This is a genomic window from Acinetobacter sp. CIP 64.2 (assembly GCF_000369645.1).
In the GTDB taxonomy this organism is placed as follows: Bacteria; Pseudomonadota; Gammaproteobacteria; order Pseudomonadales; family Moraxellaceae; genus Acinetobacter.
The window spans coordinates 1419638-1433130 of the sequence record NZ_KB850122.1; the positions used below are offsets into that span (position 1 = coordinate 1419638).

Below are 13493 nucleotides of genomic sequence, written 5' to 3' on the forward strand. Positions count from 1 at the left end.
GCTTAATTTACTCCAGCCTGAATAAGGTCATGCATAGCAATCACACCAATGACCTTATTGGCTTCATCAACGACCACAAATTGATTCACTTTTTTCTCATGCATTTTTTCCAATGCTTTGACCGCACGAGCCTCCTGAGAAATCGTCAGTGGTTTTTTAGTCATTACAGCCGAAACAGGCAAGTTCACATCAAAACCTTGTTGTTGATCAATCATGCGACGTAAATCACCGTCCGTAAAAATACCTAATAATGTATCATTTTCGTCAACAATCGTGGTTAAACCCAGACGCTTATCTGAAATTTCATACAACACCTTATTCATCGGCGTATCAGGGCGAACTTTTGGTAGCTCAATCCCTGTATGCATCAAATGTTTCACATGTAAAAGCAAGCGTTTACCTAATGCACCTGCAGGATGCGAACGTGCAAAGTCATCGGCAGTGAAACCGCGTGCTTCCAATAAAGCAACCGCTAAAGCATCACCCAACACCAGTGTCGCAGTAGTACTTGAAGTTGGTGCCAAGCCTAAAGGACATGCCTCATCGGCCTCACCCAAAGTTAATGCCACATCAGCCGTTTGTGGCATTGGGCCTTTATCATCACGACTAATCGTAATTAGTGGCACCCCTAAATGCTTGATGAGTGGCATCAACATCATAATTTCATCACTCTTGCCCGAGTTAGAAATTGCGATGAGTACATCTCCACGTACCAGCATGCCCAGATCGCCATGACCCGCCTCACCTGGATGCATAAAGAAAGAGGGCGTTCCCGTCGATGCAAAGGTAGCCGCCATTTTACGACCAATATGACCAGACTTGCCCATACCTGTAATGACGACACGTCCCTTGCATTGCAAAAGTATTTCACATGCAACATCAAAACGCTCATCAACCTGTGCAGCAAGAACTTCAATTGCTTGTTGTTCGACACGCAAAGTTTCTAATGCACTTTTTTGGAAATCTATGGCTTGTGACATATGAGCTTGACTCAAAATAATACTCTATCCACCCACAGGGTAGATGATTTTAATCAAAAGAATGATGCGGATTCTAACATATCTGCAAATCTTACACGTTTCTAAATGTATAAGTTTTCATGAAAAATGGAGAGATGAAGCATGAAACAAGACTCATTATATATGAGCTAAATGTCAATCTTTTGAACATCTATGTATTCGCCACTTTTACATTCATCTATAAACGCTTGTCCCTTCCACGCTTTGCACAAAAGACTTGCTTATTATTAAACCAAATTGTATATACATATACATGTCAGTTTATACATGAACATACTTAAGCAACAAATCATGTATTTGTGAATAACGATAAGTATTTCAAGGATACGGAGTGAAAATGAGCTCATTGGATGAGAAAGAAAAACATCAGTTTATTGAAAGCCGCAGTATTGATTTCATTCCAGAACATGAAAGGCATGGCAGCATATTTGGTCAATTCACATTGTGGTTTGGTGCCAACTTGCAAATTACTGCAATCGTTACAGGTGCCTTAGCTGTTGTACTTGGTGGCGATGTATTTTGGTCAGTTATTGGTTTATTGATTGGGCAATGCTTCGGTGCCATCGTCATGGCCTTACATGCCGCACAAGGTCCTAAACTGGGTCTTCCCCAAATGATTTCCAGCCGCGTCCAGTTCGGTGTTTATGGAGCCTGTATTCCAATCTTCTTAGTTTGTTTAATGTACATCGGATTTACTGCCACAGGTGAGGTTTTGGCGGGTAAAGCCATCGCACAATTGATCAATGTAAGCAGCACAACAGGAATTTTAATTTACGCAGCTTTTATTGTGATCTTTGCAACCATTGGTTATCGTCTAATCCACTGGGTCGGGAAAGTTGCCAGTGTCATTGGCATCATTGCCTTTGTGATTATTTTAAGCCAAATTTTGACTCATTCAAATTTTGCAGCGTTAATTGCCGTTCAAAAATTTAGCTGGCCATCCTTTTTATTAGCGATCTCACTGTCAGCCTCTTGGCAAATTTCATTTGGTCCTTATGTTGCTGATTATTCCCGATATTTACCCTCAAACACCTCTTCCACACGTGTCTTCTTGGCAGTCGGTTTAGGCTCTGTACTCAGTTCCCAAATTTCGATGACTTTAGGCGTATTCATTGCACAGATTGCTCAAGGCGGATTTGTCGGAAATGAAGTGCAATATGTCGTCGGCATGAATACGGCTGCTCTTATTATTACCTTTTTATATTTCAGTATTGCCTTTGGCAAAGTCACCCTGTCAACGCTGAATGCTTATGGGTGTTTTATGTGCATTGCAACGATTTGGAATAGTTTCAAACCTCATTCTCAAATTTCAAAAATGACGCGTTTATCTATCGTGCTTGCGATGGTTGCCATTTCTACACTCATCGCGATTCTTGGTGAACATACTTTTTTAAATACCTTCAAGGCCTTTATTCTGTTCTTGCTCACCTTTTTTATTCCTTGGAGCGCCATCAACCTCGTGGACTACTATTTCATTTCTAAAGAAGAATGTGATGTTGCCGCGTTATACGATCCAGATGGGGAATATGGTCGTTGGAACCCTATTGGTATTGGTTGTTATGTCATGGGAGTACTGTTACAACTCCCCTTTATTCACAGTAAAGTTTACACGGGTGCAATCGCGACCATGCTAGGTGGAGTCGATATCTCCTGGTTAGTCGGTCTCTTGGCAACGGCTATCATTTATTATTATTTTGCAAAAAAGGCACAAATTCGAGTATCGCACCCCATCGGCCATGAATAAAGAAATATTGCAAACGAAAGCCATCTTTTTTCTACTGATAACTTTATGAAATATGGTGCATACGTTATGATGAATAACGATTTTTGTAGAGTGTTTGAAAACCCTTATGCAACCTTTTGTTCTATATAACTCTGAGCAACGTAAAAAAGTTGAATTTGTCCCACGTAAAGAAGGTCAAATCGATATGTATGTCTGTGGCATGACAGTCTATGACTACTGTCATATCGGACACGCTCGGGTTATGGTTGCATTCGACTACATCATTCGCTTCCTGCGTAGCCAAGGCTGGAAAGTTCGTTATATCCGCAATATTACCGATATTGACGACAAAATCATTGCACGTGCCAATGAAAATGGTGAAAGCATCCAGCAACTCACAGCTCGCTTTATTCAAGCCATGAATGAAGATGCAGCAAATTTAGGTTGTGCTGAACCTGATGAAGCACCAAAAGCCACCGAATATATTGATCAAATGCAAAATATGATCGGTACATTGGTTGATAAAGGAGCTGCATACCCTGCTGCCAATGGCGATGTTTATTTTGAAGTCAGCAAGTTCAATAACTATGGCCGTCTGTCAGGCCGTAAATTGGATGATATGCAAGCAGGTGCATCTGAACGTGTCGATGTTGAAGTTGAAAAGAAGCATCCTTTTGACTTTGTACTCTGGAAACACGCCAAAGAAAATGAACCTGCTTGGGCTTCACCTTGGGGTAACGGTCGTCCAGGTTGGCATATCGAATGTTCAGCAATGTCAACCTGCTGCCTCGGCAACCACTTTGATATTCATGGTGGTGGTTCAGACCTGATGTTCCCGCATCATGAAAATGAAATCGCACAAAGTGAGGCTTCAACGGGCGAACAATATGTAAACTACTGGATGCATGTTGGCTTCATCAATGTAGATGGTGAGAAAATGTCTAAGTCTTTAGGCAACTTCTTTACCATTCGCGATGTGATGGAGAAATTCCACCCTGAAGTGATTCGCTACTTCATTGTGTCATCACACTACCGTAGCCCGGTTAACTTCTCTGATGTGGCTTTAAAAGAAGCAAAAACAGCACTCAGCCGTTTCTATCATTCGTTTAAAGCCTATCAACAGGTGTACGGTCAAAAAACGGTTGAGACGCTAGAACAGGGCTTTGTTGAACGCTTTAACAATGCCATGTGTGATGACTTTAATACTGCTGAAGCAATGGCGGTACTATTTGAACTGAATAAAGAACTAAATCGTGCAGTGAAAGAAGAGCAAGCAGAACAAGCAACAATGCTTTACTCTACCCTACGCCACTTAACTAACATTCTTGGTTTAGTTCAACATGATGTGGATGAATTCCTTAAGTCAGATATTGGTCAAGAAGCACTTAAACTGTCTGATACTGAAATTGAAAACTTCATTCAGCAACGAGTCGATGCAAAAAAAGCCAAAGACTTTGCGAAAGCCGATGGCATTCGCCAGTCTTTATTGGATCAAGGTGTAGTTTTGGAGGATACCCGTCAAGGTACAATTTGGCGACGTGCTGATTAATTCAACACTTAGCATGATAAAGAGTTGACACTTGAATGAAACTCTCTATAATGCGTCCTATTGCGGGAATAGCTCAGTTGGTAGAGCATAACCTTGCCAAGGTTGGGGTCGGGAGTTCGAGTCTCCTTTCCCGCTCCAGATTCAAAAAACCCTCATCGAAAGATGAGGGTTTTTTTATTTCCCACACTTATCTCATCACCACTATTCTTCAAATAATAAGGCAAACTTTACAGCACAAATTAAATGTAATATTATAACATTACATTAAAACTTAGGAACCAAAATGAAAGTATGCTCATCCCTCAAAAGCGCCAAACGTCGCAGCAGTGACTGCCAAATTGTTAAACGTCGTGGCAAGCTATTTGTCATTTGCAAATCAAACCCCCGCTTCAAAGCAAGACAAGGTTAACTTGTCCTGCTTTACCAAAGGTTAAATAACCCTTACATTCCCTTACTACCATTTCTTTTTAAAATCTAATAACTTGGATATTAATGTTTTCACAAGGTTATATCTAAGATGAAAAAATCAATTATCGCCATTTCTTTAGCTTCTATTTTTTTAGTCGCATGTAATAAAGCAGAAACCCCTAAAACTGATGAACAAACTCCACCTGCAATGAGCACGGAAAGCAGCTCAGAAGTTGTAGATAGCGCACATACCGCAGAAAATTCATTAGACTGGAATGGTACATATAAAGGCGTTCTTCCTTGTGCAGATTGCGAAGGTATTGAAACCCAACTTCAACTCAATTTGGATAAAACCTACACACTCAAAGAAACCTATCTTGGTAAAGGTGATGGAAAAGCATTTGAAAACAAAGGTAAATTTACTTTTGACAGCAAAAACACCTCTGTTATTGAGCTCGATAAAGCGGGTGATGGCCGCAAATACTTTGTTGCTGAAGGCTACTTGAAAGCTCTCGATACAGAAGGCAAAGAAATTACTGGCGAACTGGCTGAAAAATACGAGCTACAGAAACAAGACCAATAAGCCCATCCATAAAAAGCCCACTCTTCTTGCTGGGCTTTTTAACAGGCAATAAAAAACCCAGTCATAAAGACTGGGTTTTTTTAGAAGATACGAATTACTTCGCAGCAGCTTGAGCAGCAGCAACTTCTTCTGCAAAGCTCATTTCAGCTTTCTTCTCAATACCTTCACCCACTTCGAAACGAACGAATTGAGCTACAACAGTACCAGTCGCTTTTAATACATCAGCAACTTTCTTGTCATTGTCGATTACATACATTTGGCGATCAAGAGCAACTTCGTTCAAGTATTTTTCAACTGAACCCGTTACCATTTTCTCAACGATGTTCGCAGGCTTACCAGATTCTAACGCTTTCGCTTCAGCAATTTCTTTCTCTTTAGCGATCAAGTCAGCTGGAACAGCTTCAGCATTTACAGCAACTGGGTTGAACGCAGCAACGTGCATTGCAATACCTTTACCAGTGTCAGCATCACCTGTGTAAGAAACAACAACACCGATTTTTAAACCGTGTTTGTAAACAGCCAAGTTTTCGCCTTCAACGATTTGAGCACGACGAACTTGAATGTTTTCACCGATTTTTTGAACCAATGCAACACGAGCTTCTTCTACAGTCGCACCGTCTTCAAGCTTAAGTTCAGCAATTTTCGCAGCATCAGTTTCGTTTGCAGCAAGTGCAGCAGCAGCAACTTTATCAGAGAAGTTTTTGAAGTTTTCGTCTTTAGCAACGAAGTCAGTTTGACAGTTAACTTCAACAAGAATTGCTTTGTTACCGTTTTGAATAATAGTGATCGCACCATCAGCAGCAATGTTGCCTGCTTTTTTAGCAGCTTTTGCTTGACCTGATTTACGAAGGTTATCAATCGCAAGTTCGATGTCACCGCCTGCTTCTGTTAATGCTTTTTTGCATTCCATCATTGCAAGACCAGTACGGTCACGTAATTCTTTTACCATGCTCGCAGTAACTGCAGTCATGTTGATCTCCTAAAATCGGTAGAAAATAAATCTGTTCAACAAAAACGGCCCAAAGAATCTCTGGGCCGTTTGCAATCTCGACGCTTTAATTTGCCACCATTACATGTCGCAAAAATGACAAGCTTGCGTCAAAACGCATTAAGCCTCAGAAGCGTCTTTAGCAGCGTCGTCGCCTTTAGCTTGTGCATTTGCTTGTGATTGAGCATATTCTTTACCAGCAAGAATCGCATCAGCCATAGCAGAAGCATATAAAGTTACTGCACGGATCGCATCGTCGTTACCCGGAATAACGTAATCAACGTTGTCTGGGTTAGAGTTTGTATCAACGATACCGATTACAGGAATACCTAAGTTTTTCGCTTCTTTGATTGCAATCGCTTCGTGATCAACGTCGATTACAAATAATGCGTCAGGTAAACCACCCATGTTTTTAACGCCGCCTAAAGCACGTTCAAGTTTTTCCATCTCACGAGTACGCTCTAAAGCTTCACGTTTAGTAAGCTTAGCAAAAGTACCATCTTGAGATTGAGTTTGAAGATCTTTTAAACGGTTGATAGATTGGCGAAGTGTTTTCCAGTTCGTCAACATACCACCTAACCAACGGTGATCTACATATGGTTGACCAGCGCGTTGAGCTTGTTCACGGATGATGTTAGAAGCAGCTCGTTTTGTACCAACGAACAATACTTTGTTCTTTTTGCTCGCTAGGTTGTTAACAAAGTTCAAAGCATCATTTAACGCAGGAACAGTATGCTCAAGGTTGATGATGTGAATTTTGTTACGCGCACCAAAAATGTATTGACGCATTTTTGGGTTCCAGAAACGAGTTTGGTGACCAAAGTGTGCGCCTGCTTGAAGAAGGTCGCGCATGCTTACGTTGTAATCTGCCATTTTCTTTACCTTAAAGTTTGGGTTAGGCCTCCATATATCCGCATTCTCCACCTATTGCTAGGCACCCAGAGTAATGTGTCGATATATGTGCGGATTTTTTTACGACTATTGTTATCAGATATCTTCGTAAAATCTTTTCATAAATAATAAAAGATAGTCACGAAAAGCATTTGATAAAATAGGCGGCTATTTATACCATAGACGCTTGCAAATTACCAAAAGTTTTTAGAGATCATGAATACGACTTATACAGCTCCTCGTCGATTAATCAAAACGCCCGAAGAAATTGAGAAGATGCGTGTTGCAGGCAAATTGGCGGCTGAAGTTCTAGACATGATTAAACCGCATATCAAAGCGGGTGTGAGTACATTAGAACTCGATACAATCTGTCGCAATCATATTGAAAATGTTCAACAGGCGATTCCTGCCTGCGTTGGCTATGGTGCTGCACCTGGTCGCCCTGCTTTCCAGCATTCTATTTGTACTTCTGTAAACCATGTGGTTTGTCACGGTATTCCTTCTGAAAATAAAATTTTAAAGAATGGCGATATTCTTAATATTGATGTGACCGTAATTAAAGATGGTTATCACGGCGATACCAATATGATGTATGTCATTGGTGGTGAAACTTCAATTTTAGCTAAACGCTTGTGCTCAGTGGCTCAGGAAGCGATGTATCGTGGCATGGCAACAGTAAAGGATGGTTCATACCTTGGTGATGTCGGTTATGCAATTCAGCAATATGTTGAATCTGAGCGCTTTAGTGTAGTACGTGAATATTGTGGTCACGGCATTGGCAATGTGTTCCATGATGAACCACAAGTGTTACATTATGGGCAAAAAGGTACAGGTATGCGCCTAGAGGCTGGCATGACCTTTACGATTGAACCAATGGTAAACGCAGGTGTTTGGCAGACTAAACTTTTAGGTGATAAGTGGACCGTCGTCACAAAAGATCACAAGTTATCTGCTCAATATGAACATACAATTTTAGTAACCAAAACAGGGATCGAAGTTTTAACAGCTCGCCCAGAAGAAGATCTATCACGCTTTATGTGATTAATTTTCCTTAAATTTAGTTTAAAAAGTCACTTCGGTGGCTTTTTTTATTCCTTCACAATTTCTTCATCAATTTATCTAAATCAAACAAAAAAATTCATAAGCATAACAATTATAAATCCTAACTAAACAAAGCCCAAATAAAAATCGCGTTAAGGTGGGCGCAAGAAAAATCCTAACAAACATTCGGACATGGAGTCCTCAAATGATGAAAAAGCCCTTCGCTTGCCTAATTACAGGCTTATGTGCCCTACCCACTTTTGCTTTTGCAGACTCACCTTATTTCAGTCTAAAAGATGGCGATGGTTTCAAACGCTTTTCGGTTTCCGCAGGTTGGTTACATGCTATGCCTCAAGGCAACGGCAACCCAATTAATATCAACACGAGTGTAGCCGAGGGAACAAAGTCCAAAGTCGGTGATATCACCGTTGACTCTGTTTTGGGTGCTGTAGATCAATCCACAGCAGATGGTAAGAAAAAACATGATACCCTGCAAAGTCTGGTCACTAATCCGTTAACAAAACCACTTATTACTCACAAGGGTTCTGATGGAAAAACCTATTTAAATTCAGAAGTTGCTGGAGATGCCACCATCAATGGTTTATCTAATTGGCAAGCCCAAGGAACAGGTCTGACCGCAAATAATGTCGACACACTTGGTATAATGGCCAATTATCATTTTACTGATAATGTGTCCTTAGAATTTAAAGCAGGTATACCACCCAAAGTTAACATCAAGGGAGAAGGACAAATCTCAGCACCCTTAAGTGGATCAGATAAGCCAGGAAAAGTTGCAGGCATAATCGATGCTGGACTGATTATTGGTGGAGACTTACCGCTGAGAAAAGATATTCCGATTACGAACCTCTCACAGAGCAAAAAAGCCGCGTCAGCAACTGCCTGGTTACCGGCTGCTGAACTTCATTATCAATTTGGTAAATCTGGTGTGAATAAATTCCGACCTTATGTAGGTATAGGCGTTATGTATGCCCATTTTACTCATCTAAAACTAGATGATAATGTTGGCAATGACTTAGTTGCTGCTGGTCATAAGATTCAGAATGTGCTTGATAACAAAGCTGGGGCAGCGCTTGATGGAAAAATATCATCGGCTAATCCTAAAATTAAGGTCGAAGCAGATGATGCTTGGGCACCAATGGCAACATTAGGTGCAACTTACGATTTTACCCCTAACTGGTTTGCTGTAGGCTCGGTAACTTATGCACCAATGAGTAGTGATGCAAAAATTACCATTTCAGACTCCAACACTGGCAAAGAACTCATCAAAGCCAATACCAAAATTGATATTGACCCACTGATTACCTATGTCGGTGTCGGCTATCGTTTCTAAAAGTCTTAACTCATAAAAAAGCAGCCATCGCTGCTTTTTTTATTTCCTGACATTTTTAATAGTAAACAATTTACTCAAACAAATAGAACTCTAATCATTTTTTAGAATCGAAATATCAATAGAAGTATTTTAAAATACTTTTCACTTATTCCAAGATCACAACAACAATGCCAACTCCTCAATTTTCCAAACAATTGGTCTATATGCTAATTGGAAGTGCACTGATCCTTGCACTCTCATTAGGTGTCCGCCATGGTTTTGGTTTATACCTCGTTCCCATGAGTGATACCTACGGCTGGGGTCATCATATTTTTAGTTTTGCCATTGCCATGCAAAACTTAATCTGGGGTGCAGCGCAACCATTTACAGGGGCCATAGCTGATAAATATGGAACGAAAAAAGTGGTCATGACAGGTGGCCTCTTCTATGCCATTGGTTTAGTGCTCATGGCATTTAGCTCCACAAGTCTTTTACTTAATCTTAGCTTAGGCCTTATCATCGGGCTTGCGCTATCAGCGACCTCTTTTACCGTACTGCTTTCTGCGGTTGGTCGTGCTGCACCACCAGAGAAACGTAGTATGGTGATGGGGATTGCCAGTGCTGCGGGTTCCTTTGGGCAGTTTATCATGTTGCCTTCAACCCTCTTGCTACTTAAAACGATCGGTTGGTCTTCTGCTTTACTGGTGAGTGCCTTTGCCATTGCATTTATTGTCCCGCTGGCTTGGTTATTGAAATCCCCTGCCTCTACAACACCTAAAGCGTTAAATCAACCCAGCCTCAGCTTTAAACAAGTTTTACACATTGCCAGAAAACACAAACCATTTTGGTGGCTATCTCTTGGTTTTCTGGTCTGTGGCTTCCAAGTGGTGTTTTTAGGGGTACATCTGCCTGGCTATCTGATCGATCACGGCTTTGATGCGACAACAGGAACGGTGTTTTTAGCACTCATTGGTTTATTTAACATCATTGGGACTTATGCTGCTGGCTGGTTAGGCGACCGCTATTCAAAACCGAAGTTACTGATGCTGCTCTATGGTTTACGTGGGATTGCGATTATTGCATTTCTATTGCTACCACTCAGCACATTGACCGTTTATGCTTTTGGGATCATTATGGGCTTACTTTGGCTTTCAACGGTTCCACTCACCAATGGCATTGTAGCCAACATGTTTGGGGTCAAATATTTATCCATGCTGAGTGGTATTGTGTTCTTTACCCATCAAATCGGTTCATTTTTCGGTGGTTGGTTAGGTGGCGTCAATCATGACCTTGCAGGTAACTATAATATGATCTGGCTGGCCTGTTTAGTGCTTAGCGTATTTGGTGTGGTGATCCATCTTTTCGTCAATGAAGAGACTATCATTCATGATGAATATTGAACGATATTTTACATTGATCCTGCTCGTCTGCGTTGTTGGCCTCATCAGCATCTCGATTCTGATCTGGTTTCAAACGCCTGATTTATTTGAATACTTCAATCAAGCCTTCTGTGCACATTAAGCACATATTTCGACTCTTCATTATTGTCATCTAACAATCAGAAAACTGTCATCAAATCATCAAATTTCGATGCTTTAATAAAAAATAAAAAGCTCTAAAAATGTAAAAAGCCTGCTGATTGATTCAATCAGCAGGCTTTTTACACTATGAATAAATGCATAAAATAAAAGAGCTGCACTTGAGCAGCCCTTTTATTAATCAACATCAATCAAGTTTACTACTGACGTTTAGGCAGCGGAATATATTGCGATTGTGCATTTTGCTGCACTTTACGCTCCCCAACTTTGACTTGCACAGTTTGCTGCTTACCATCACGCTCAATCACAACATCAATTAAGCTTTCTGGTGCTTGTAATGCAACATAATTAATTAAATGTGATGCAGAAGAAATCTGTTCATTATTCACCTGAATGATTTTATCACCACGTTTAATTCCCGCAGAATCAGCAGGACCTTCGCGTAGTACATCTGCAACAGTAACGCCAATCGGTTTAGCAGCCAATACATCTTCATCCAAGTTATTTGGAATCAAACTTATTCCTAACCAGCCACGCACGACACGACCATCTTTCAGAATAGAGTTCAGCACTTGCTGGCAGACTTTGGCAGGAATCGCAAAACCAATCCCTAATGAGCCACCTGATTGAGAGAAAATCGCGGTGTTAACACCTATCAGATTGCCCGCAACATCAATCAATGCACCGCCCGAGTTCCCCGGATTAATTGCAGCATCAGTTTGAATAAAGTCTTCATAGGTATTAATCCCCAAATCAGAACGTCCAGTTGCCGAGATAATGCCCTGAGTCACGGTTTGCCCCACACCAAATGGGTTACCAATTGCAAGTACAACGTCACCCACTTCATTACCACTCAATTTAAATGGAAGAACAGGTAACTTGTCTAACTCAATCTTAATCACAGCCAAATCTGTATCAGGATCAGTACCAATCACTTTCGCTTCAGCACGACGACCATCATAAAGTGCAACTACAATGTGCTCAGCTTGGGCAATCACATGATTATTGGTCAGAATATACCCATCAGCACGCACAATCACGCCTGAACCTAAACTGTTTTCATTTTGAGGCTGTTGCGGTACTTGGTTGCCAAAAAACTCACGAAATACAGGATCATTCAATAAAGGATGATTCATCTGCTTTACTTTCTGGGTCGTGAAAATATTGACCACGGCTGGCGCTGCCACTTTAACCGCAGCACTATACGACACCACCCCACCCGCACGCGAGGTATCGATCAACGGTTCAACCTTCTCGGCTGGCATTTTTACACCATCAGCCGCTACAGTTGGTTTCGGCTGATGCGATTTCTGCCAAGCCAGAAAACTAAATATAACAAGAATGAGTAATACCCAAGGTAACCATGTAAATGCACGGCGCACGTTTATTATCCTCTACGCGAAATTATGTTATGAACGTAATTTATTGAAGAACTGGAAGTTTCCACTATTGTAAAGTAAATTGCTTAAAATAAATGCAAAAGTTAAAAAAGTTTTGTCTAGCTTTAGTTACATTTAAAAATATGTTCTTATTGATCTTTAGAAAAGATGTAAACAATTGAGGAATCGCATGGCAAATTTGCATGACATTGTGCAGTGGTGTAATCAAACCTTAAAAGCAAATGAGTTTAAAGACTATGCACCAAACGGCTTACAAATCGAAGGCAAGCTTGAAGTCAACAAAATTGTCTGTGCTGTAACCGCATCAGAAGATGCGATTGATGCTGCCATTGTTCAGCAAGCTGATGCATTGCTTGTTCATCATGGCTATTTCTGGAAAGGTGAACCCTACCCAATTACAGGAATGCGAGGCAATCGCATTAAAAAACTGATTCAAAATAATATTTCTTTAATTGCCTATCATTTACCTTTGGATGCACATCCAACATTAGGCAATAACATCGCTATTGCCGATTTGATTGGTCTACACGATCTGGAAGCACTAGATCCAAGTGAAAAGCATCCTATTGGTAATATCGCCTATTTAGACGACTCGCTCAGCCCTGAACACTTCAAGGCAAAGTTGCAGACTATTTTTGATTTTAATGTGATCCATTTACCAAGTGATAAAACTGCAATTAAAAAAATAGGCTTCTGTACGGGTGGAGCGCAAGACTTTATCGCCAAAGCAGCTCAAGCAGATTGTGATGCTTATATTTCTGGTGAAGTAAGTGAGCGTACTTTCTATGAAGCTAAAGAACTTGGGGTACATTATTTTGCCTGTGGTCATCATGCCACTGAACGTTATGGTGTACAGCGCTTAGCACAAGCCATTGCCGATCAATTTTCAATTGACACTGCATATTTTGAACTCAACAACCCAATTTAACCCGATCCATCCATCAAGGGAGTGAAGTTTGTTTCACTCCTTTCCTTTATATTTCAACTCAATATTTAGACCAGCCCCTATCCAATTTAACTGAT

At 40.7% G+C, this 13493-nt stretch carries 13 protein-coding genes and 1 tRNA gene; 10 read left to right on the forward strand and 4 right to left on the reverse strand.

Features of this window, described 5'->3' with window-relative positions:
• Nucleotides 1-2 precede the first annotated feature (2 nt).
• Nucleotides 3-980, reverse strand: a complete 978-nt coding sequence (locus F895_RS04335; RefSeq protein ID WP_005243182.1) for a KpsF/GutQ family sugar-phosphate isomerase — start codon at nt 978-980, stop codon at nt 3-5.
• 376 nt (nt 981-1356) lie between these two features.
• On the opposite strand from F895_RS04335, the gene F895_RS04330 reads away from it, so the two are divergent.
• The 5 genes from F895_RS04330 (at nt 1357) to F895_RS04315 (ending at nt 5282) form a co-directional block, all read left to right on the forward strand.
• Nucleotides 1357-2763 carry a purine-cytosine permease family protein gene (locus F895_RS04330; protein ID WP_005243183.1) on the forward strand — a complete coding sequence of 469 codons (1407 nt, stop codon included), beginning with the start codon at nt 1357-1359 and terminating at the stop codon, nt 2761-2763.
• Nucleotides 2764-2869: 106 nt separating this feature from the next.
• The gene (gene cysS, locus F895_RS04325; protein WP_005243184.1) at nt 2870-4291 is read left to right on the forward strand and encodes a cysteine--tRNA ligase; all 1422 of its coding nucleotides are present in this window, start codon (nt 2870-2872) and stop codon (nt 4289-4291) included.
• A gap of 62 nt (nt 4292-4353) precedes the next feature.
• Nucleotides 4354-4429 (forward strand) — tRNA-Gly (locus tag F895_RS04320).
• 145 nt (nt 4430-4574) lie between these two features.
• Entirely contained in the window at nt 4575-4700 is a 126-nt protein-coding gene (ykgO, locus tag F895_RS19615; RefSeq protein ID WP_010590029.1) for a type B 50S ribosomal protein L36, read from the forward strand.
• A gap of 108 nt (nt 4701-4808) precedes the next feature.
• Nucleotides 4809-5282, forward strand: a complete 474-nt coding sequence (locus tag F895_RS04315; protein ID WP_005243186.1) for a copper resistance protein NlpE — start codon at nt 4809-4811, stop codon at nt 5280-5282.
• A 94-nt stretch (nt 5283-5376) separates the two neighbouring features.
• Here the strand turns inward: F895_RS04315 and tsf are convergent, their stop codons facing one another.
• Together tsf and rpsB are read right to left on the reverse strand one after the other, a co-directional pair.
• The gene (gene tsf, locus F895_RS04310) at nt 5377-6252 is read right to left on the reverse strand and encodes a translation elongation factor Ts (RefSeq protein WP_004652724.1); all 876 of its coding nucleotides are present in this window, start codon (nt 6250-6252) and stop codon (nt 5377-5379) included.
• A 138-nt stretch (nt 6253-6390) separates the two neighbouring features.
• Entirely contained in the window at nt 6391-7143 is a 753-nt protein-coding gene (gene rpsB / locus F895_RS04305; RefSeq protein ID WP_004652723.1) for a 30S ribosomal protein S2, read from the reverse strand.
• A 234-nt stretch (nt 7144-7377) separates the two neighbouring features.
• On the opposite strand from rpsB, the gene map reads away from it, so the two are divergent.
• The 4 genes from map to F895_RS20400 all read left to right on the forward strand — a co-directional run bounded on the left by map (nt 7378) and on the right by F895_RS20400 (nt 11053).
• Nucleotides 7378-8202 (forward strand): type I methionyl aminopeptidase, encoded by an 825-nt coding sequence (map, locus tag F895_RS04300; protein WP_005243188.1) that lies wholly within the window; start codon nt 7378-7380, stop codon nt 8200-8202.
• Nucleotides 8203-8407: 205 nt separating this feature from the next.
• Nucleotides 8408-9553: an OmpW/AlkL family protein gene (locus F895_RS04295; protein ID WP_005243191.1), complete on the forward strand. Its 1146-nt coding sequence runs from the start codon at nt 8408-8410 to the stop codon at nt 9551-9553.
• Nucleotides 9554-9720: 167 nt separating this feature from the next.
• Nucleotides 9721-10932: an MFS transporter gene (locus F895_RS04290; RefSeq protein ID WP_005243192.1), complete on the forward strand. Its 1212-nt coding sequence runs from the start codon at nt 9721-9723 to the stop codon at nt 10930-10932.
• Complete coding sequence (locus tag F895_RS20400; RefSeq protein WP_005243193.1) at nt 10919-11053, forward strand: hypothetical protein; 135 nt, start codon at nt 10919-10921, stop codon at nt 11051-11053. Before F895_RS04290 ends, F895_RS20400 begins: the two co-directional genes overlap by 14 nt.
• A 217-nt stretch (nt 11054-11270) precedes the next feature.
• Here the strand turns inward: F895_RS20400 and F895_RS04285 are convergent, their stop codons facing one another.
• Nucleotides 11271-12452, reverse strand: a complete 1182-nt coding sequence (locus F895_RS04285) for a trypsin-like peptidase domain-containing protein (protein ID WP_005243194.1) — start codon at nt 12450-12452, stop codon at nt 11271-11273.
• Nucleotides 12453-12639: 187 nt separating this feature from the next.
• On the opposite strand from F895_RS04285, the gene F895_RS04280 reads away from it, so the two are divergent.
• Nucleotides 12640-13398, forward strand: coding sequence for a Nif3-like dinuclear metal center hexameric protein (locus F895_RS04280; protein WP_005243195.1), 759 nt, complete (start codon nt 12640-12642; stop codon nt 13396-13398).
• Nucleotides 13399-13493: the final 95 nt, after the last annotated feature.